21 protein-coding genes are annotated in these 19,973 nt (G+C 64.9%); 9 read left to right on the top strand and 12 right to left on the bottom strand.

The features are described 5' to 3' along the window. Positions 1-100 precede the first annotated feature (100 nt). The 4 genes from K3F49_RS19610 to K3F49_RS19595 are packed head-to-tail and all read right to left on the bottom strand — an operon-like array spanning position 101 to position 2,116. Positions 101-280, bottom strand: a complete 180-nt coding sequence (locus tag K3F49_RS19610; protein ID WP_234683022.1) for a hypothetical protein — start codon at positions 278-280, stop codon at positions 101-103. 22 nt (positions 281-302) lie between these two features. Then, on the bottom strand, positions 303-866 hold the full coding sequence (locus tag K3F49_RS19605) for an isochorismatase family protein (protein WP_234682590.1): 564 nt from the start codon (positions 864-866) through the stop codon (positions 303-305). Positions 867-891: 25 nt separating this feature from the next. After that, positions 892-1,512: a GNAT family N-acetyltransferase gene (locus K3F49_RS19600; protein ID WP_234682589.1), complete on the bottom strand. Its 621-nt coding sequence runs from the start codon at positions 1,510-1,512 to the stop codon at positions 892-894. Beyond that, on the bottom strand, positions 1,499-2,116 hold the full coding sequence (locus K3F49_RS19595) for a hypothetical protein (protein WP_234682588.1): 618 nt from the start codon (positions 2,114-2,116) through the stop codon (positions 1,499-1,501). The genes K3F49_RS19600 and K3F49_RS19595 overlap by 14 nt, the downstream gene beginning before the upstream one ends. A gap of 71 nt (positions 2,117-2,187) precedes the next feature. On the opposite strand from K3F49_RS19595, the gene K3F49_RS19590 reads away from it, so the two are divergent. Further along, a complete protein-coding gene (locus K3F49_RS19590) occupies positions 2,188-3,228 on the top strand; it encodes a LysR family transcriptional regulator (RefSeq protein WP_234682587.1) in 1,041 nt (346 codons plus the stop codon). A gap of 7 nt (positions 3,229-3,235) precedes the next feature. Here K3F49_RS19590 and K3F49_RS19585 read toward each other — a convergent pair whose 3' ends face one another. Next, the gene (locus K3F49_RS19585; RefSeq protein ID WP_234682586.1) at positions 3,236-4,384 is read right to left on the bottom strand and encodes an autotransporter outer membrane beta-barrel domain-containing protein; all 1,149 of its coding nucleotides are present in this window, start codon (positions 4,382-4,384) and stop codon (positions 3,236-3,238) included. Between the two features lie 378 nt (positions 4,385-4,762). Between K3F49_RS19585 and K3F49_RS19580 the strand changes: the two genes are divergently transcribed. Continuing rightward, positions 4,763-4,969, top strand: a complete 207-nt coding sequence (locus K3F49_RS19580) for a cold-shock protein (protein WP_007591938.1) — start codon at positions 4,763-4,765, stop codon at positions 4,967-4,969. 90 nt (positions 4,970-5,059) lie between these two features. On the opposite strand, the gene purN is transcribed toward K3F49_RS19580, so the two are convergent. Further along, complete coding sequence (gene purN / locus K3F49_RS19575) at positions 5,060-5,713, bottom strand: phosphoribosylglycinamide formyltransferase (RefSeq protein ID WP_234683005.1); 654 nt, start codon at positions 5,711-5,713, stop codon at positions 5,060-5,062. Between the two features lie 14 nt (positions 5,714-5,727). After that, positions 5,728-6,801 (bottom strand): phosphoribosylformylglycinamidine cyclo-ligase, encoded by a 1,074-nt coding sequence (gene purM / locus K3F49_RS19570; protein ID WP_234682585.1) that lies wholly within the window; start codon positions 6,799-6,801, stop codon positions 5,728-5,730. A 157-nt stretch (positions 6,802-6,958) separates the two neighbouring features. On the opposite strand from purM, the gene K3F49_RS19565 reads away from it, so the two are divergent. The 4 genes from K3F49_RS19565 (at position 6,959) to ppx (ending at position 12,132) form a co-directional block, all read left to right on the top strand. Further along, entirely contained in the window at positions 6,959-7,501 is a 543-nt protein-coding gene (locus K3F49_RS19565) for a CDP-alcohol phosphatidyltransferase family protein (RefSeq protein ID WP_234682584.1), read from the top strand. A 91-nt stretch (positions 7,502-7,592) separates the two neighbouring features. Then, positions 7,593-8,270: a P-loop NTPase family protein gene (locus K3F49_RS19560; RefSeq protein ID WP_234682583.1), complete on the top strand. Its 678-nt coding sequence runs from the start codon at positions 7,593-7,595 to the stop codon at positions 8,268-8,270. A 151-nt stretch (positions 8,271-8,421) separates the two neighbouring features. After that, positions 8,422-10,614: an RNA degradosome polyphosphate kinase gene (locus K3F49_RS19555; RefSeq protein WP_234683004.1), complete on the top strand. Its 2,193-nt coding sequence runs from the start codon at positions 8,422-8,424 to the stop codon at positions 10,612-10,614. 15 nt (positions 10,615-10,629) lie between these two features. Next, entirely contained in the window at positions 10,630-12,132 is a 1,503-nt protein-coding gene (gene ppx / locus K3F49_RS19550; protein WP_234682582.1) for an exopolyphosphatase, read from the top strand. A gap of 87 nt (positions 12,133-12,219) precedes the next feature. Here the strand turns inward: ppx and K3F49_RS19545 are convergent, their stop codons facing one another. Genes K3F49_RS19545 through K3F49_RS19535 form a run of 3 tightly spaced genes read right to left on the bottom strand, consistent with a single transcriptional unit; the run spans position 12,220 to position 13,845 of the window. Continuing rightward, positions 12,220-13,068: a TerC family protein gene (locus K3F49_RS19545; protein WP_234682581.1), complete on the bottom strand. Its 849-nt coding sequence runs from the start codon at positions 13,066-13,068 to the stop codon at positions 12,220-12,222. A gap of 44 nt (positions 13,069-13,112) precedes the next feature. After that, on the bottom strand, positions 13,113-13,535 hold the full coding sequence (ndk, locus tag K3F49_RS19540; protein ID WP_027535388.1) for a nucleoside-diphosphate kinase: 423 nt from the start codon (positions 13,533-13,535) through the stop codon (positions 13,113-13,115). Then, entirely contained in the window at positions 13,483-13,845 is a 363-nt protein-coding gene (locus K3F49_RS19535) for a hypothetical protein (protein WP_234682580.1), read from the bottom strand. Before K3F49_RS19535 ends, ndk begins: the two co-directional genes overlap by 53 nt. Between K3F49_RS19535 and K3F49_RS19530 the strand changes: the two genes are divergently transcribed. The 3 genes from K3F49_RS19530 (at position 13,844) to K3F49_RS19520 (ending at position 16,399) form a co-directional block, all read left to right on the top strand. Continuing rightward, positions 13,844-14,104, top strand: a complete 261-nt coding sequence (locus K3F49_RS19530; protein ID WP_234682579.1) for a sulfur globule protein precursor — start codon at positions 13,844-13,846, stop codon at positions 14,102-14,104. The two genes, K3F49_RS19535 and K3F49_RS19530, sit on opposite strands and share 2 nt — an antisense overlap. Before the next feature lie 212 nt (positions 14,105-14,316). Further along, positions 14,317-14,490 (top strand): hypothetical protein, encoded by a 174-nt coding sequence (locus K3F49_RS19525; protein WP_234682578.1) that lies wholly within the window; start codon positions 14,317-14,319, stop codon positions 14,488-14,490. 46 nt (positions 14,491-14,536) lie between these two features. Next, positions 14,537-16,399 carry an ABC-F family ATP-binding cassette domain-containing protein gene (locus K3F49_RS19520; protein ID WP_234682577.1) on the top strand — a complete coding sequence of 621 codons (1,863 nt, stop codon included), beginning with the start codon at positions 14,537-14,539 and terminating at the stop codon, positions 16,397-16,399. Here K3F49_RS19520 and K3F49_RS19515 read toward each other — a convergent pair. Together K3F49_RS19515 and K3F49_RS19510 are read right to left on the bottom strand one after the other, a co-directional pair. Beyond that, positions 16,396-17,847 carry an HlyD family type I secretion periplasmic adaptor subunit gene (locus tag K3F49_RS19515; RefSeq protein WP_234682576.1) on the bottom strand — a complete coding sequence of 484 codons (1,452 nt, stop codon included), beginning with the start codon at positions 17,845-17,847 and terminating at the stop codon, positions 16,396-16,398. The genes K3F49_RS19520 and K3F49_RS19515 overlap by 4 nt on opposite strands. Beyond that, positions 17,834-19,966, bottom strand: coding sequence for a type I secretion system permease/ATPase (locus K3F49_RS19510; RefSeq protein WP_234682575.1), 2,133 nt, complete (start codon positions 19,964-19,966; stop codon positions 17,834-17,836). Before K3F49_RS19510 ends, K3F49_RS19515 begins: the two co-directional genes overlap by 14 nt. Positions 19,967-19,973: the final 7 nt, after the last annotated feature.

Below are 19,973 nucleotides of genomic sequence, written 5' to 3'. Positions count from 1 at the left end.
GCAGATTACTTGGCTATTGCGACGAGAGAAAACTTGCAACGCCAATTCGTCGGCAGCAAGCGCTCAGCAGCGATGCACAAAGCCGCACACAAGACAGCGCTCAGGCCGCGCCGTCGTCATTTCCCTCGTCGTCGGCTGCGGCTTCCCTCACCTCGACCAGTGCCATCGACAGCAGATAGACGGTCGTGGACAGGCCGATCCGGCGCGCCGCCTCGACGGCACGCGACAGATCGCTCGCCAGCTCCTTGAGCTCGTGCTCCCGAGACAATGTCCCACCCATCCAACCGCCGATCGCGTCCCTCTCAGACGGCGACGGCGCCGCTGGTTCTGATCAGTTCGGCGCTGGACTGGAGTGTAGCAAAGTTGGCGATGACATTCACCACCGACTGCTTGTAGGCGGCCGCCTCGCTTGTTCCCGGCTGCCGGCAGGCCACGGCATCGACGACCACCTGATAGCGGTGGCTGCGGTGAAATCCCTCCACCGCGGTGGCCAGGATGGTCTCGTCGAGGGAAAAGCCTGTGACCACGCAGCCCACATTGCGGATGCTGGACATGTAGTCTGCGAAACGCGAGGAGCTGTAGGCCGACGGCAATGGGTGCTCGAACGTCATCTCGCCCGGACGCGGCCTCGCCTCGGCGATCCAATCGGTCAGCCTGGATGACGGATTGAACCACGCCGCCTGCGCGATACGCTTCAAATGCATCACCGGCCAGTGATTACTGCGCCACAGCGTCAGCAACTCCAGGCAGCGCAACGTGGCGGCGTCGCCTTCGAGAATGACGTGGCGACGCCCGGCTGTCAGGTATTCGACCTGGAGGTCCGCGCAGACCAGGACCAGCGGATCGTCGTGGACGGAGACCGGCATCGCCTTGCGCCGAGTTGCACCAGTTTCAGCGGTCGGCGAGCGCGAGGTCCCGCAGCGGTGAGGTCACCGCCCGCCCCGCCGATGCGTCGAGCACGCCCGGGCGGTCCCAGTCGCCCTCGGGACGGATGATCACATAGGGATCGCTGTCCAGCGTGATGGCGTCCGGCCCCGGCTCGATCTCCAGCAGCATTTCCGTGTAGGAGAAATCCGAGAAGGTAATCTTTCGGTTATGGCCGAGCGGCTTGGCGCCGAAATGAGCCCAGAAATCGACCAGCCGGTCCTGAGCCTGACCATAGATCTTGCGGAACCCCTTGCGCTTCACATAGTCGACGCTGGCCTGAACCAGCTTGAACGAGATCCGCGAGCGCCGATATTGGTGACGCACCGCAAGCCGCTCGACCTTGGCGAAGTCGCCGAAGAAGCGCACCCGCAGACAGCCCGCCGGCTCGTTGCCGATGTAGCCGATGAAATGTGCGGCAACCATGTCGTTGCCGTCGAACTCCTCATCGAACGGACAATCCTGCTCGGCGAGATAGACCGCGGAGCGAATGGCCGTGACCAGCATGAGGTCGCTCGGATTGCGCGCAAGGCGAACGGTGATCGCGCGGGAGTCAGGCTTGGCGAGAGGAATCCTAGTGCCGTGCATCTGAAAAACTCCTTGCTTGGATGATCGCGCCCGGCATGGGCATGGGCTGCCGGTGCCAGGGGCGCTCGTAACACCAGAGGTCGGGCTGGAAGCTCGAAATGGGCGCGAAGCCCGTTGCCTTCATGATTTCACGTCCGGCCACGGTTGACGGCTGCGCATAGCAGTCCGCGCCGCGAAACCTTATCTGACGGAGATGAGCCGCGGCCTTGCCGAGACCGGCGATGCCACGGCCGGTGGCCGCAATCGCCCAGATGTAGATTGCCGAAACGTCCTCGTTCACGGAAGCGAGGTGGTGCGTTTCGGGCGCCGTCAGACAGATATCGTCGAGCAGCAAGGCATCATGCCCGCGATCGTTGAGGAACAGAAAGGCCATGCCGCCGAGCAGATTGCCGTTCCGGGTGAAGGTCAGGATGCTCTGGGGATCGAAGGCGAAATATCTCGCAAGCTCCGTCGCTCCGATCTGCACGCCCGGCACCAGCCGGTGCGCCATTTCCGAAAGTGCGGCGATTTCCCCGAATTGCGCGCAACGGACGTCCACGTCGGGGCTCAGCGGCAAGGCATCGAAATCATGCCTTGCGGCAAACGAGCCCCTTTCCATACTCATGTCGTCCCTCTATCGTTCGGGGGTTTTGTACGCCGCTATGAGGAGAAGCTTAGCGGCTGGAGATCAGGAGTATGCAGCAAGTATTGCACCGGGGCGCTGCATTGATGCAGCACCATGAAGAAGCGCTAAATGCGTCCTGGGACGATTTGAAACTCTTTTTAGCTTGCGCAAAATTTAAAAGTTTCCGAAATGCGGCCGAAGAGCTCGGGCTGACCTCCACCACATTGATGCGCCGGATCGACCGGCTCGAAGAGAGCATCGGCTGCAGGCTTTTCCTGCGCGACCAGAGCGGGCTCACGCTCACCGACGAAGGCACCGCGATGATCGCCGATGTCGCGCATATGGAGCGTCACGCCTTCAACGTCTTCCGCCGCGCCTCGCGGTCCTCGAACGATACGTCGGGCACGGTGCGCGTCGCGGTGACGGAGGGCCCCGGAAATTTCTGGATCCTGCCGCGCCTGATCGATTTCCAGAAGACCTACCGCAAGATCACCGTCGACCTGCGTTGTGCGATGGAGCAGGCCGACGTCGCACGGCTGGAGTCGGACATTGCGATCCAGCTCGAGCCGCCGACCAATCCCGACCTGATCGTCGCCAAGCTCGGCCGGCTCCACATCTATCCCTTCGTCTCCAGGGACTATGCGGACCTCTACGGCGTGCCGGCGACTCTCGCCGAATTGCCGAGCCACCGCATCATCAAGCAGAGCGCGCCGCAGGTCGACGACGGCGCCTATGCCCGCGTGCTCGGGTTGAAGTCGCTGGAAGGCATCGTCGGGATCAAGACGAACTCGTCCGTCGGCGCGCTCTACGCGGTCGAGCGCGGCGCCGGCATCGGCTTCCTGCCGACGGTGTCGATCGCGCTCGGTGCACCGCTCGTGGCCGTCGACCTCGGCGTCAGCCACCACGCCGATCTCTGGCTGACCTATCACAAGGAGTTCCGCGCCTCCGAGCGACACAAGATCGTGGTCGACTGGCTGAAGAAGATCTTCGACCCCAAGACCCATCCCTGCTTCCGCGACGAGTTCATCCATCCGAACGCGCTGGTGCCGATGATGACGGCCGCGCGCGAAGGCTTTGGATTGACGGGCTATGTCGCGGCGACGCCGAAATAGGCGCGCCTCACCACCGATACTCGAAGCCGACCGTGCCCTGATGCGACGTCAGCTCGTTGCGGAATTTGCCGTCGTAATTGACGTAGAGCCGCGCGGTGTTGGTCAGGCTGAGCGATGCCGAGGCGCCGGCGTCCATGCCGTAACGGCTCTCGCCGATGCCGGGCACGATGATGTTCTGGGTGCCGAGGCTGACCTGGACCGAGCCCAGGTCCTGATAGAAATTGTCGACGAACTTGCCATAGGCCGAGAGGTCCAGGATCTTCCGGTCGAAAATGAAGTAGCGCCCGATCTCGGCGCCGATCATGACGCGCGCGCGCGCGATCGCACTCGAGCCGACGTTGAGCGGATCAAGTCCGCCCGCCTCCTGGAACGCCGCCCCGGTGGCCCGCACATATTCGAGCGCGCCCTTGGGCACGACGCGCATCTGGTCCTTGGTCCAGTAATAGCTGATCTCGGTCAGCGCGCCGTCGACCGCGGCGCGATAGCCCGCCGTCGCAAAGCCAAAGCCGGTGTCCCGGCTGGAATGGACCTTGCCGAAACCGTGCACCACCGCAAAGGCCCAAGTCCACGGTCCCTTGTCGATAGAGCCGTTGAAGCCGATCTGGGTCAGATCGAGCGTCGCCGACTGCAGCGCGAGCGGCACGTCGATGTCGGTATGGCTCTGGTCGACGGATAAGCCGAGATTGACGCCCGGTGCGACCCGCGCACCGAAGCCGGCGACGCCGCCGAACGTCTTGCGCTCGTCGCCGACGAAATCGCCTTGCGCATCGGTGCGGACCGAAACGCCGTAGCCCTCGTACCAGGTGCGGTAGCGCGGATCCTCCGTGCTCGCCGAGGCCCCGCCACCGCCGGGGTTGCTACGGAACGCGCGATCGACGCCCCCGGAGGCCTGGTTGCCGAGACGCTCCAGGAAGTTCGAGCCGAGATTGAGCGCGCTGTTACCGGCCGATTGGTCGTAATTGGTCGCGGTCGGGACCGGGGTCGGTGACGCCGTGGGTGTCGGGGTCGGGGTCGGCGTCGGGCTTTGCGCGAAGCTGGGCGTGATCGACACCATCACGGCGAGCACAACGGCCATCGCGATTGCCGTCGCGATCCGGCGAACACGGTCCAGCCCGATGATCTGCCGTGTCCCGGAGAGCTGCGAGGTGCAGCGCATGACGACTCATCCCGAAAGCGAATGGCGGCGCGCAGGAATGCAACACAAGCTGCCGCGCGTGCGGCGATTTGTGCCGAACTGCCACTAGGGGTCAACAGGTCGGCACGCTCGGACGGAGGCTATTGCCCCTGATTGTGGTTCCGCGGCCACAGGTCGCAAATAGCACGCGGGACATCTCGGGTGCGGTCTTGAAATTCGCGCGCGGCTTGCTAGCGCGCGGTTTTCGTGTTGGAATACCGCACACAATCGGAATTGGCGCTCGGCTGTGCGTTTCGCGACATTGAGACTCAAGACTCGAACAGACTACCGGAAGCCCGTTTGTGGCGTGGCACGCGAAAAGCGGCCGCGTCTTTTTTGTATCTAGCGGAGGAGACTACGATGCCACAAAAGGGCACCGTCAAATGGTTCAACCCGACCAAGGGCTACGGGTTCATCAAGCCGAACGGCAGCGACAAGGACGTGTTCGTCCACATCTCCGCCGTCGAGCGCGCCGGACTCTCGACCCTCAATGAAAACCAGGTGGTTGAATACGACCTCGTGGAGAACCGCGGCAAAGCCTCCGCGGAAAACCTCAAGGTCTCCTGATTTCTCTCAAAGCCAAAGCGCGAGAGATCATGACGTTGCCCCCGGCTCTGCCGGGGGTTTTGTTTGGGGGCGACGAAACGCGGCCGCGCTTCAGTTCGCCACCGGCGCAACCAAAAAATTCTCCGACGCTGAACTGCCCGCGGTTTTGCAGACGTCGCCCTCGATCTTGACCTTGCCGGTCGCAAGCAGGCTCAGCGCGGCGGGATAGATGCGGTGCTCAACTTCGAGGATGCGCTCCGACAGCGTGTCCGCGGTGTCGTGATCGCTGACGGGAACGGCGCCCTGCATCACGATCGGGCCCGCATCGGTCTCGGGGATCACGAAGTGCACCGTCGCGCCGGACAACTTGACGCCGGCGCGCAAGGCCTGGCCGTGCGGATCGAGGCCGGGGAACGACGGCAACAGCGAGGGATGGATATTGAGCATCCGCCCGTACCAGGCCCTGGCGAATTCGGCGGTGAACAGGCGCATGAAGCCGCCGAGGCAAATCAGCTCGATGCCGTGCTGGTCGAGGGCGGCCTGCAGCACCTGCTCGAAGCCGGCGCGGTCCTTGCCGAACGGCTTGCTCTCGATCAACAGCGTTTTCACACCGGCCGCCTTGGCCCGTTCGAGCCCGAGCGCATCGGCCTTGTTCGAGATGACGAGCGAAATCTCTGCCGGGAAATCCGCAGCAGCCGCTGCCTTGATCAGCGCGGACATGTTGGAGCCGCGGCCGGAAATCAGGATGGCGACGCGGCGCTTCATCACAGCGCCAGTCATCACAGCGCCATGTCGAGATGGCCGTTATAGACGACGCGATGCTCGCCCTCGGCCGGGATCACGGTGCCGAGCTGCGCCACGGTCTCGCCGGCATCGGTGAAGACCCGCACGACTTCGTCGACCTTCTCGGGCTCGACGATCGCGATCATGCCGATGCCGCAGTTGAAGGTCCGGAGCATTTCGAGCTCGGCGATGCCGGCTTGCGCCGCCAGCCATTTGAACACCGGCAGCACCGGCAGGCGCGCCAGATCGATACCGACGCCAAGCTGTGCGGGCAGTACGCGCGGAATGTTGTCGGTAAAGCCGCCGCCGGTGATGTGGGCGAGGCCCTTCACCGCGCCGGTTTCGCGGATCGCGCGCAGACAGGATTTGACGTAGAGCCGCGTCGGCGTCAGCAGCGCGCCGCCGAGCGTCATCACCGGCGCGAACGGCGCCTGCGCCTCGAAGCCGAGGCCCGACTGTTCCACGATCTTGCGCACCAGTGAGAAGCCGTTGGAGTGCACGCCCGACGAGGCTAGGCCGATCACGGCGTCGCCTGCGGCAATGTCCTTGCGCGGCAGCAGCGTGCCGCGCTCGGCGGCGCCGACGGCAAAGCCGCCGAGGTCGTAGTCGCCGTCCTTGTAGAGGCCAGGCATTTCGGCGGTTTCGCCACCGATCAGGGCGCAACCGGACTCGCGGCAGCCTTCGGCGACGCCGGCGACGATCGAGGCGGTCGCCTCCGGGTCGAGCTTGCCGCAGGCGAAATAGTCGAGGAAGAACAGCGGCTCGGCGCCCTGCACCACGAGGTCGTTGACACTCATGGCCACGAGGTCGATACCGATCCCGCCATGCAGACCGGTTTCGATCGCGATCTTGACCTTGGTGCCGACGCCGTCGGTGGCCGCGACCAGGATGGGGTCCTTGAAGCCGGCCGCCTTGAGGTCGAACAGGCCGCCGAATCCGCCGATCTCGGCGTCGGCGCCGGGCCGTGCGGTGGCGCGCACCATCGGCTTGATCAGGTCGACCAGGCGGTTGCCCGCGTCGATATCGACGCCTGAATCGGCGTAAGTAAGGCCGTTTTTGCGGTCGGTCATGCCGGATTTCCAGTGGGTTTGCGGCTGGTTACGTCGAATTCCGGGGACACGCAATGGCAAGCGTGGCGCCCCGCCCTATACTATGTAGAGATATCAACCGGTTCAGCCCTCAAAGGGGCTGGATTTCGAGGTCAGACCGGGTGCCGGGAAGCGCCGCGTGAGTATTCCGAACATCATTACCCTGGGCCGCATCATGCTGGTCCCGATTATCGTCTGGGCCATCGTGTCGAGCCAAATGGAGGTGGCGTTTGCCGTCTTCTTGATCGCGGGCATCAGCGACGCCGTGGACGGTTTCCTAGCCAAGCGCTTCAACATGACGAGCGAGCTCGGCGCCCTGCTCGACCCGCTGGCCGACAAGGCGCTGCTGGTGTCGATCTACCTGTCGCTCGGGATCTGGGGCGACATCCCGCGCTGGATCGTGATCCTGGTGGTTTCCCGCGACATCATGATCGTCTCGGCGGTGATCGTATCCTGGCTGTTCGACAAGCCGGTCGAGATGCGGCCGTCGAAAGTATCCAAGCTAAACACAGCCGCACAGGTCGCCTACGCGGCCCTGGTGCTGGCCGCGCTTGCCTTCGGCTTCAAGCCGGCGCCCTATGATGTCATCCTGATGGGCTTGGTGACGATCTTCACGCTCTCTTCCGTATCGCTCTATCTCGTCGAGTGGTTGCGGCACATGAGCACGATCGAAGCCAAATGACGGGGATACGGCCCCGCAAAAGGCCAACTCCCGCCGGATATCTCGAATCTCTTCCAACCAAGCCGGCGCGCCGGCACGGAGCAAAGCAAGCGTGGCAGGCCGCGTTCAACCCCGACAATTGGCGTTCTCGCTTCCGCATGCGGAGAGCCTCAGCCGGGACAATTTCCTCGAGGGCCCTGCCAATGCCGCCGGCCTCGCTCTGATCGACGGTTGGCCGGAATGGCCGAACCGGATCATGTGGCTGGCCGGCCCCGAAGGTTCAGGCAAGAGCCATCTGGCCGCGATCTGGGCTGGGGAGGCCGGGGCTCGCTCGACGACGGCCAACGCCCTTAGTGCCACCACTGTCCCCGGCGCACTCGCGACCGGCGCACTCGTGGTCGAAGATCTCAAGGCCAGGGATTTCGACGAGCGCGCCCTCTTCCATTTGATGAACCTCGCGCGCGAGGACGGCGCCTATGTACTTTTCACCGGCCGCGAGGCGCCGGCGGCGATCGACGTCGAGCTCCGTGATCTCCGCTCCCGGCTTCGGACGATTCCCGTGATTTCGCTGGCGCCGCCGGACGACCAGCTGTTCCGCGGCCTGATCGTCAAGTTCTGCACCGACCGCCAGCTCTCCGTGGACGAAAGCGTGGTGAGTTACCTCGCGACCCGGCTGGAGCGGTCGTCGGCCGCCGCCCGGCGCGCCGTGGAGCTGCTCGACGGCGAGGCCCTGCGGCTCGGCCGCCCCGTCACCCGGGCGCTGGCCGCCGAGCTGCTCCGGGACGTCTGACCATCAGCCCCCGTTGAGCCCCTTTGCGCCCGCTTGACGCGGCGAGGCGGCGGAACATCAATGTCATCGAAACGTCATCGCGCTAACACATGCTCCGGCCGGTTTTGCGCGCAAGTCGCAAATTGGGGCGAACTGGATGGACCGACTTCTCATGGATTCCGCGCAAGCTGTTGAAACGAAAGAGAAAGCCACGGAAGCCGAGAGCGTGCCGGCGATCGCATCGAGTCCTGAGCGATTCATCAATCGCGAGCTCTCCTGGCTGCATTTCAACCGCCGCGTCCTGGAAGAATCGGTCAATCCGAGCCATCCCGTGCTGGAGCGGGTGCGATTCCTTTCGATTTCCGCAAATAACCTCGACGAGTTCTTCATGGTCCGCGTCGCCGGCATCAAGGCGCAGGTCCGCGAGGGCATCGCCGAGCGCGCCCCCGACGGCCTGACCCCGTCCGAGCAGCTCGCGCTGATCAACCGAACCGTCTCGCAACTCGCATCCGACCAGCAGGCGATCTGGGCCGATTTGCGCGGCACGCTCGCCGACGTCGGCATCGGGCTGGTCGAAGGCAAGGAGGTCACCAAGGCGGAGCGGACCTGGCTCGAGGACTATTTCCTCAGCAACGTGTTCCCGCTGCTGACGCCGCTGGCGATCGATCCGGCCCACCCCTTCCCGTTCATCCCGAGCCTCGGCTTCACCATCGCGCTGCAGCTCACGCGTGCCATCGACGGCAAGCAGATGAACGCGCTGATCCGCATGCCCGGCAAGATCGACCGCTTCATCCGCCTGCCGGGCGACGGCAAGGTGGTGCGCTTGATCTCGCTGGAGCAGGTGACCGGCCTTTTCATCAATCGCCTGTTCCCGGGCTACAATCTCCACGGCCAGGGCGCCTTCCGCATCATCCGCGACTCCGAGCTCGAAATCGAGGAAGAGGCCGAAGATCTCGTCCGCCTGTTCGAGACCGCGCTGAAGCGCCGCCGCCGCGGATCGGTGATCCGGCTCGAGATCGACGCCAAGATGCCGGAGCAGCTGCGCAACTTCGTGCAGCACGCGCTGTCGGCGGCCGACGATGAGGTGTTCCTGGTCGACGGCGTGCTCGCCATGAACGAGCTCTCGCAGCTCACCCGGCTCGACCGGCCCGACCTCGAATTCACGCCATACGTGCCGCGTCATCCGGAGCGCGTGCGCGAGCATGGCGGCGACATCTTTGCCGCGATCCGCCAGAAGGACCTGGTCGTCCATCACCCCTACGAATCCTTCGACGTGGTGGTGCAGTTCCTGCAACAGGCTGCACGCGATCCTGATGTCGTTGCGATCAAGCAGACGCTCTATCGCACCTCCAACAACTCGCCGATCGTGCGCGCGCTGGCCGAAGCGGCCGAGGCCGGCAAGTCCGTCACGGCGCTGATCGAGCTGAAGGCGCGCTTCGACGAAGAGGCCAACATCCGCTGGGCGCGCGACCTCGAACGCGCCGGCGTGCAAGTCGTCTACGGCTTCCTCGAGTTGAAGACGCACGCAAAGCTATCGATGGTGGTGCGCCGCGAGGGCGGCAGCCTCACCACTTACGTCCATACCGGCACCGGCAATTATCACCCGGTCACCGCGCGTATTTATACGGACCTCTCCTACTTCACCTCGGAACCGACCATCGGCCGCGACGCCGCGCGCGTGTTCAACTTCATCACGGGCTACGCCGCACCAAGCGATCTGGAAAAGATGGCGGTGTCGCCGCTGACCTTGCGCAAGCGCATCATCGAGCACATCCAGGGCGAAACCGAGCACGCACGTCACGGCAAGCCCGGTGCGGTCTGGATGAAGATGAATGCGCTGGTCGACCCCGATATCATCGACGCGCTCTACGAGGCGTCACAGGCTGGCGTGCAGGTCGAGCTCGTGGTCCGCGGTATCTGCTGCCTGCGCCCCGGTATTCCCGGCCTGTCGGAGAACATCCGCGTCAAGTCGATCATCGGACGCTTCCTGGAACACGGCCGAATCTACTGCTTCGGCATGGGCCAGGGCCTGCCGAGCGCGAAAGCGGCTGTGTATATCTCGTCGGCCGATATGATGCCGCGCAACCTCGACCGCCGCGTGGAGGTGCTGTGTCCGCTGCAAAATCCCACGGTGCATCAGCAGGTTCTCGAACAGATCATGGTCGCGAACCTGAAGGACAACGAGCAGAGCTGGCAATTGTTGCCGGATGGGTCCTCAACGCGTATGAAGACCGCGAAGGGCGAGGAGCCTTTCAACGTGCACAACTACTTCATGACAAATCCGAGTCTGTCTGGCCGTGGAAAGTCGCTCAAGGAATCCTCGCCGCGCCGTCTCACGCGCCGAAACGAACGCCATCAGTCCTGACCGGAGATTTTTGCCGTGAAACGGCCGCGCAAGCGTGGCGCTAGCGTCGCGGTCATCGACATCGGCTCGAACTCGGTTCGTCTCGTCGTCTACGAGGGACTGACACGGAGCCTGATTCCGATCTTCAACGAGAAGACGCTGTGCGGCCTCGGGCGTGAGGTGCAGAGCACGGGCCTGCTCGCGCCGGATGCCGTCGACAAGGCGCTGACCTCGCTGAAGCGTTTTCGCGCGCTGTGCCGCGTGATGCAGGTCGGCCGCGTGTTCGCGATCGCGACCGCGGCCTGCCGCGACGCCTCCAACGGCCCCGACTTCATCGCGAAAGCCGAGCGCATCTGCGCCGTGAAGATCGAGATCCTGTCCGGACCGCGCGAAGCGAAGCTGTCGGCGCTCGGCGTGATCTCGGGCATTCACCGCCCGGACGGCATCGTCGGCGATCTCGGCGGCGGCTCGCTCGAATTGATCGACGTGCGCGGGAACAGCGTGCGCAGCGGCGTAACGCTGCCGCTCGGCGGCCTCGCGCTGCAGGACCTCGCGCACAAATCGCTGAAGCGCGCCGACCGCATCGTACGCGACGCAATCGACGAGGTGCCGCAGCTCAAGGCGGGCAGCGGCCGCAGCTTCTATGCCGTCGGCGGCACCTGGCGCGCGCTCGCGCGCATCCACATCATCCAGAGCGGCTACCCGCTCCAGGTGATGCACGGCTATTCGATTTCGGCCGCCGAAGCGCTCGACTTTTCGCGCCGTCTGCGTCGTCTTGCAGCCGCCAACATGCTCGCCGACATCGAAGTCGTCGCGGATGCGCGGCGCCCTCTCCTCACCTATGCCGCGCTGGTGCTCGAGCACATCATCCGCGTGGCGAAGCCCAAGACCATCGTGTTTTCGACCTTCGGGGTGCGCGAAGGCCTGCTGCACGAGAAGCTGTCGGAGAGCGAGCGCAACAAGGACGGGCTGATCTGCGCGGCGGAAGAGCTGAACCAGCTGCTGTCGCGCTCCGCCAAACATGCGCGCGAGCTGATCGCCTGGACCGACCGCCTCGCGCGCGTGGTCAAGCTGCGCGAGACCGAAGAAGACCGCCGCCTTCGCCACGCCGCCTGCCTGCTCTCCGACATCGGCTGGCGCGTGCATCCCGACCATCGCGGCGAGCAGACGCTGAGCCTTGTCGTCAACGGCAATTTCGGTGCAATCACGCACACCGAGCGCGCCTTTGTCGGCCTGTCCGTGTTCTATCGATATGCCGGGTTGAGCGAAGAGAACCAGCCGCCGGTCACGATGCAAGAGCTGCTGACGCCGGCCCAGCTCGAACGCGCCCGTCTCCTCGGCGCAGCGTTCCGTGTCGCGCATCTGATCTCGGCGGCGCGCCCGGGCGTCCTGCCCGCCACGCATTTCCGCAGCCAGGGCCGCAATCTGATGCTGGTGTTCGAGCACAGGCTCGGCGACCTCGTCGCCGACCGCGTCGGCAGCCGCTTCAAACAGCTCGCCCGCCTGATCGGGCGATCCGGTTCGATCGTGCGGCGCTAGAGCATGATCCGGGAAAGCGTGAAGCGGGTTTCCCTCGCGACAAACGCGGAACGCGTTTGCGCGAAGATCATGCGCAAAAGATAAGGCTTATTCGGCAGCTTTTGCGTGCTCGAGCGCGGCGTCGTGGCTCAGCTTGCGCCGGCGCCAGATCGAGCCGACCAGCAGCACCACAACGACGCCGAGCGCGGCACAGAGATATTCGGCGCCACCGCCGCCATGGGCGAATTGCGGCGGGACGTGCAGGCTGCCGAGAATCTTGTCCAGCGAGGCGCCGAACGGACCTTCGGAGAGCGAGTGCAGCTTCGGCGCGATGCCGGGATCGGTTGCGATCACCTCGCCCGCGATCCAGCCAAGCAGCGCCGCACCAGCCCAGACCAAGATCGGCAGCTTCGAGAGCAGCGCCATGATCAGCGCCGCACCGGCGACGATCAGGGGCACGCTGATGGCGAGGCCGAGCACCAGGAGCGGCACGCTGCCATTGGCCGCCGCAGCGACCGCAATGACGTTGTCGAGGCTCATGACGATGTCGGCGACGACGACGATCTGAACCGCTTGCCACAGATGCGAGGCCGACTCGACGCCGTCCTCGTCCTCATTTTCCGGCACCAGCAGCTTTGCCGCGATCACGACCAGCGCGAGGCCGCCGACCAGCTTGAGGTACGGCAGTTCCATCAGGCTCGCGACAATGCCGGTGAAGATGATCCGGAGCAGCACCGCGGCACCCGCGCCAAGCACCATGCCCCACAGCCGGTGCCGCGGCTTCAGGCCGCGGCAGGCAAGCGCAATCACCAGCGCATTGTCGCCGGACAACAGGACGTTGATCCAAATGATCTTGCCGACCGCAATCCAGAAGGTCGGTTCGGCCATCTCATTGCGGAACTGGGTGAGGAATACCCCGATCGTGGCGGGATCGAAGATCTGCCAGAGCCAGTTCACAATCAGTCCTTTCGCCCCGTCGACTTAACTTATCGGCCGACAGCTCAGCCGACGATCTCGTTGCCCGAGAAGAACTGCGCGATCTCGATCGCGGCGGTCTCCGGGGCGTCCGAGCCGTGGGCGGAGTTCTCGCCGATAGACTTTGCGTAGAGCTTGCGGATGGTGCCGTCGGCCGCCTTGGACGGATCGGTCGCGCCCATCGCGTCGCGGTACTTGGCGATCGCGCCCTCGGCTTCCAGCACCTGGACCACGACCGGGCCCGAGGTCATGAACTCGACGAGCTCACCGAAGAACGGGCGGGCCTTGTGGACGGCGTAGAAGGTTTCGGCCTGTTCCTTGGTCATGCGGATGCGCTTCTGCGCGACGATGCGCAGGCCCGCCTTCTCGATCACGGCGTTCACGGCGCCGGTCAGGTTACGCGCGGTCGCGTCGGGCTTGATGATCGAGAAAGTGCGTTCGATGGCCATGATCTTGTCCTTGAAGAGAAAAAGGGTGGTTCGGAGTTGCGGGGCTTATATCGGCGCCTTCGCGATCCGGCAAGCGACCGCCGGAACGGCCCACGGGCGCATCGCCGCAGGTTAAGGGCCGGATTTCGACATGGATTACAACGATTTCACGCAGATGAACCCAATCTGAAGGGCCCATGAGGGTTTGGTTCAGCCTCGCTGGCATAACGTCAGGTCCATCGAAACCAAAGCCTTCCCTGAGGCGGATCGTTTCGGCGGCCTTTCCATCGACGCGATAGCCGCGCGCCGGCAGTTTTGAGGAGATCACCATGTTGAGGAAACTTTCGCTCGCTGCAGTTGCCGCGGTCGCGCTGGGTGCCGCGCTGGCTCCCACCTCCGCCTCCGCTCACTGGCATGGCGGCGGCTGGGGCTGGCACGGCGGTGGCGGCTGGCATCACGGCGGCTTTGGCTGGGGCGGACCGCGCTTCTACGCCGCCCCCGTCTCCTACGGTTACGGCGGCTGCTATGTGCGCCGGCTGGTCCCGACCCCCTGGGGACCCCGCTGGCGGCTGGTCAACCGCTGCTACTGAGACCGATATTACCTTCCTGAGGTACTGTTCCCCCCTGCAGTACCTTCCAAGCGAGGCCCCGGCGTTCCCCCCGCCGGGGCCTTGTATTTGTGCAGATACGGCGAATTCATACAATTTTTACTAGAATGCCAACATGCCCAATGCCCGGCGAAACCATTTCGGGTGCAATGACTTGGTACCGTGTCGTTACTTTACAGACACGGAACCCTGAGATGGCTGGCCATTTTGCCAATGAGAGCGAACAGATCGACCGGCGCACCAGCCGCTCGATCTGCGATGCCGTAGGCGAGCGGCTTCAGCAAAGCCTTCGTCCCGATCCCCGGCTCCCGACGCATCTCGAGCAGCTGATGGACGAGTTGAGGAAGCGCGAACGCGAGTCGCATTGACGAAAAATCGGGTTGCGTTTGATCCCGCCTGCGGTGACAAGGCCGCATGCTCTCCATCACCGACCTCTCCATCCGCCTCGCCGGACGCCTTCTGATCGACAATAGCTCCGTGCAGATCACGCCCGGCTCGAGGGTCGGCATGGTCGGACGCAACGGCACCGGCAAATCGACGCTGTTCAAGGTGATCCGCGGCGAGCTGTCGGCCGAGCACGGCTCGGTGACCCTCCCGCCGCGCTGGCGCGTGGGAAGCCTGGCGCAGGAAGCCCCGAATGGCCCCGAAAGCCTGATTTCGGTCGTGCTGAAGGCCGATCTCGAGCGCGACGCGCTGCTTCACGAAGCCGAGAGCGCCACCGACCCGCACCGGATCGCCGAGATCCAGACCCGGCTCATCGACATCGACGCACACTCCGCCCCGAGCCGTGCGGCTGCGATCCTCTCCGGCCTCGGCTTTTCCGCCGCCGACCAGCTGCGCCCCTGCGCCGAATTCTCCGGCGGCTGGCGCATGCGCGTCGCGTTGGCCGCGACGCTGTTTGCGGCCCCCGATTTGCTGCTGCTCGACGAACCCACCAACTATCTCGACCTCGAAGGCACGCTTTGGCTCGAGGACCATCTCGCGCATTATCCGCGCACCGTGATCGTGATCAGCCATGATCGCGACTTGCTGGAAAGCTCGGTCGACCAGATCCTGCATCTGGAGCGCGGCAAGCTCACGCTCTACAAGGGCACCTACTCCTCCTTCGAGGAGCAGCGCGCCGCGCGCGAGCTGCTCGACGCCAAGCAGATCAAGCGCCAGGAGGCCGAGCGGGCGCACCTGCAAGCCTTCGTGGACCGCTTCAAGGCCAAGGCCTCCAAGGCGCGCCAGGCCCAATCACGCGTCAAAATGCTGGAGCGGCTGAAGCCGATCAGGGCGCTGGTGACGGAGGACGTGCGCGAGATCACGTTTCCTGCGCCGGAAAAGATTTTGTCGCCGCCGATCATCGCCGTCGACAACGCGTCCGTCGGCTACGATCCGGCAACGCCGGTGCTCAGTCGCGTGACGCTACGCATCGACAATGACGACCGCATCGCTCTGTTGGGGGCTAACGGTAACGGCAAGTCGACACTCGTCAAATTGCTCGCTGCGCGTCTCGCCCCCTTCTCCGGCAAGGTGACGCGCGCCGACAAGCTGTCGATCGCCTATTTCGCGCAGCATCAGCTCGACGAATTGAACGAGGACGCCTCGGCCTACGACCATATCCGCAAGCTGATGGGCGACGCGCCCGAGGCGAAAGTGCGGGCGCGCGCCGGCGCCATCGGCTTCTCCGGCAAGGCGGCCGATACCAAGGCCGGCAAGCTGTCGGGCGGCGAGAAGGCACGGCTGCTGCTGGGGCTCGCGACGTTCTACGGCCCCAACATGATCATCCTGGACGAGCCGACCAACCATCTCGACATCGACAGCCGCGCAGCACTAGCCGAAGCGATCAACGAGTTTCCCGGCGCGATCATCATGGTCTCGCACGACCGCTATCTGATCGAGGCCTGCGCCGACCAGCTCTGGATCGTTGCCGACCGCACCGTGACCAATTACGACGGCGACCTCGACGAATACCGCCGCCTGGTGCTGTCCTCGCGCAACGCCGAGCCCGCCCCGCGGGAGCGCAGCACGGCGAGCGAGAAGCCGCAGCGCCCGAAATCGGACAATCGCGGCTCGCTGAAGAAGCGCATCGCGGAGGCCGAGAGCGAGATTGCGCGTGTCAGCGACATCATCGCCAAGATCGACACCGCGCTCGCCCTGCCCGACATTTTCACCCGCGATCCCAAGCAGGCGGCGCAGCTGTCGAAGGCGCGCGCGAATGCAGCGGACGCGCTGGCGCGCGCGGAAGAACAGTGGCTCGAGGCAAGCGCGCAGTTCGACGAGGCTGCGAACTAGCGTTCCCGCATGATGTCGTGCCGGTAGCGCTGCAGCGGCGACAGCAAATAGCTCAAAATCGTGCGCGAGCCGGTCCTGATTTCCACCGTCACCGCCATGCCCGGCGACAGGCTGACGAGGCGGTCCTCCACCTGCATTTGGGTGCGATCGAGCGCGATGCGGGCGCTGTAGCTGAGCTCCTGCCCGTTGGGCTCGCTGCTCTCGTGTTGCGCCCCTGGCGCGCGGTCGCCACGTTCCGGCGGACGGTCGCGCATGATGGCGTCCTGCGAGACGCTGACGACCCGGCCTTGCAGCAGGCCGTAGCGGGTGAAGTTGAAGGTGTCGATCTTGATCGCGGCGCCCTGCCCGGCCTCGACGAAGCCGATGTCGCGGTTGGAGATCATCGCCTCGATCTCGAGCCGTGTATCTGACGGCACGATCACGAGCAGCGACTGCGCCGGAGTGACCACGCCGCCGACGGTATGGACCGCAAGCTGCTGCACGACACCGTCGACCGGTGATGTCAGCTGCTGAAGCTTGGTCCGCTGCTGCGCCTTGATCAGATCGCGCGCGAGGCCATTGGCCTTCTGCTCGCTCTTGGCGAGCTCGTCGGACAGGCTCTTGCGATACTCGGCCACCGCCTGGATGCGGGTCTCCCGGATCGCGGCGACGGCGGACTCGGCTTCCTTCAAGTGGCTGCGTTGGACGCCGAGCTCCTCCTGCTGCTCGATCTGGAGCTGAAGCGTCTCGTAATACGTCAGCTTCGAGCCGATTTCCTTTTCCATCAGCGTCCTGCGGATATCGACGCGCTGCTCGGTCACGGGGAGCAATGCACCCAGCTTGTGGATCGTGGCCGCGATGGTCTGCTGCTCGGCGTTCTTCTGCGCCTCCTGGCCTGCAAGGGCCGCGAGCTTGGCGCGGTGCTCGCCGATTTGGTTGGCGAGAAGTTGCTGCTGCGTCGCGACCAGCAAGGGATCGGCATCCTCTGGCGGGATGAGACTGGCGGGGCCGTCTTCGCCCGCAGCCAGCGCGGCGCGAAGGCGCGCGACGTTCAGCCGTTCGGCCATGAGGTCGTCGTGCAGGTGATCGCGCTCCGCAGCATTCACGGTCGGATCGAGCTCGATCAGCACGTCGCCGGATTTGACCGCCTGCCCGTCCTGCACATGGATGGCGCGCACCACGCCGGTCTCGAATGGCTGCACCACCTTGCTGCGCCCGCTCGACACCACCTTGCCGGTCGCGGACGCCACGATGTCGATCGTGCCCCAGGCCGACCATGCGAGCGCCGCACAGACAAGGGCCATCAACGCAAACGCGATGGCGCGGCCGATCGGCGACGGCGGGCTTTCGGTGATCTCCAGCGCGGCGGGCAGGAAGGCGGTTTCTTCCGCGCGACGACTGTTGGCTTGCCTGAAGGGAACGACGGTCTGTTCCGGCTTGCTGGCCGGCGCGGTGCTAGCCGACCTCATAGATCCCTCCCTGGAGCCGATGCAGGCTGGCGTAGCGGCCGCCGCTCCTGATCAAGGCGTCATGCGTGCCGTCCTCGACCAGACGTCCCCGCTCCAGCGTGAAGATGCGGTCGGCGCCGCGGACGGTGGAGAGACGATGCGCGATGATCAGGACGGTGCGGCCCTTGGCGATGTCCCTCATGTTGTCGTGGATGATCCGCTCGCTTTCATAGTCGAGCGCGCTGGTGGCTTCGTCGAAGATCAGGATGCGGGGATTGGTCACGAGCGCGCGGGCGATCGCGATGCGCTGGCGCTGCCCGCCCGAGAGCGTCGAGCCGCGCTCGCCCACGACGGTGTCGTAGCCCTCGGGCAGCTCCAGGATGAAATCATGCGCGCCTGCGAGCCGCGCCGCCTCCATGATACGGTCCATCGGCAGGGTCGGATCGGCGAGCGCGATGTTGTCACGTACCGAGCGGTTGAACAGCATGTTCTCCTGCAGCACGACACCGATCTGCCGCCGCAACCAGGCCGGGTCGGTCATCACCAGATCCATGCCATCGATCAGCACGCGGCCGCCCTGCGGCACGTAGAGCCGCTGCACCAGTTTTGCGAAGGTGCTCTTGCCCGAGCCCGACGAGCCGACAATGCCGACGGTCTGGCCGGCCGGAATATCGAACGAGACGTCGTGGAGGATTTCCGGTCCGTCGAGCCGGTAGCGAAAAGCCACATGCTCGAAGTGGATATTGCCCCGCAGCGCCGGCAGTCGGGCGCGGCCCGCGGAGTAAGCCGGCTCGGCGGCACTGTTGAGGATGTCGCCGAGCCGCGCGATCGAGAGCCGCGCCTGGTGAAAATCCTGCCAGACCTGCGCCAGCCGCAGCACGGGCGCCGAGACCCGGCCCGCAAAGATATTGAACGCCACGAGCTCGCCGACGGTCAGGGCGTCCCCGATCACAAGGCGTGCGCCGACATAGAGGATGGCGGCGGTGACCACCTTGCTGACGAACTGCACCAGCTGGCTCGCCGTGTTGCCGAGGCTGGTGACACCAAAACTCGCCGAGACGTAGCCGGCGAGCTGCTCCTCCCAGCGGCGCTGCATCTGCGGCTCGACCGCCATCGCCTTCAGCGTCTCGATGCCGCTGACGCTCTCGACCAGAAACGCCTGGTTCTCGGCACCGCGGCGGAATTTCTCCTCCAACCTGCGGCGGAACAGCGGCGTCGCCACCGCCGAGATCGCGATGTAGAACGGAAACGACCCGAGCACGATACAGGTCATCATCGGCGAATAGGCGAACATCACCGCCAGAAACACCGAGGTGAAGACCAGGTCGATCAGAAGCGTCAGCGACGATGAGGTGATAAAATTGCGGATGTTCTCGAGCTCGCGGACCCGCGCCACGGAATCGCCGACGCGCCTCGCCTGAAACCAGGCCATCGGCAGCGCCAGCAGATGGTTGAACAGGCGCGCGCCCAGCTCGACGTCGATGCGGTTGGTCGTGTGCGAGAACAGATAATTGCGCAAAATTCCGAGCACGGTGTCGAACAGCGAGACGACAACGAGGCCGATGACGAGCACGTCGAGCGTGGACAGCGAGCGGTGCACCAGCACCTTGTCGATCACGACCTGGAAGAACAGCGGCGAGACCAGTGCAAACAGCTGAAGGAAGAACGAGGCCGCCACCACCTCGCCCAGCAGCCGCCGGTATTTGCCGATCGCACCGATGAACCAGGTGATATCGAAGCGGCGTCCGAGGTCGGATAGGCCGGCGCGCCGGGCCATCAGGATCAATCCGCCGTCCCAGAGCGCGCAGAGCTCGTCGCGCTCCATGAACACCGGCCGCTGCGCCTGCGGTGACTGCACCAGCACCTTGTCGGCGGACGCTTTGGCGATGACCATGAAACTGCCGTCACGCAGCATCGCGATCGCCGGCAGCGGGCTGTCGGACAGACGGCTCCATTGGGTACGATAGGTTCGTGCTTTCAGGCCGAGAGATCTGGCGCAGCGGATGATGTCCGCTGCGCCAAAACTTGCGTTGCCGGCCCGGTGCCTGAGCTGATCGCGGTCGGCCGCCACGCCTTGCAGGTGAAGCAAGGTCAGGAGCGCGTCGAGCCCCGTATCGGTCGAGACCGCGTGCGTCGTCATGGGCGTT

It is taken from the genome of Bradyrhizobium monzae (genome assembly GCF_021458635.1).
GTDB lineage: Bacteria > Pseudomonadota > Alphaproteobacteria > Rhizobiales > Xanthobacteraceae > Bradyrhizobium.
Note: the sequence above shows the minus strand (reverse complement) of the source record. Positions and strands in the feature narration are given on the sequence as shown.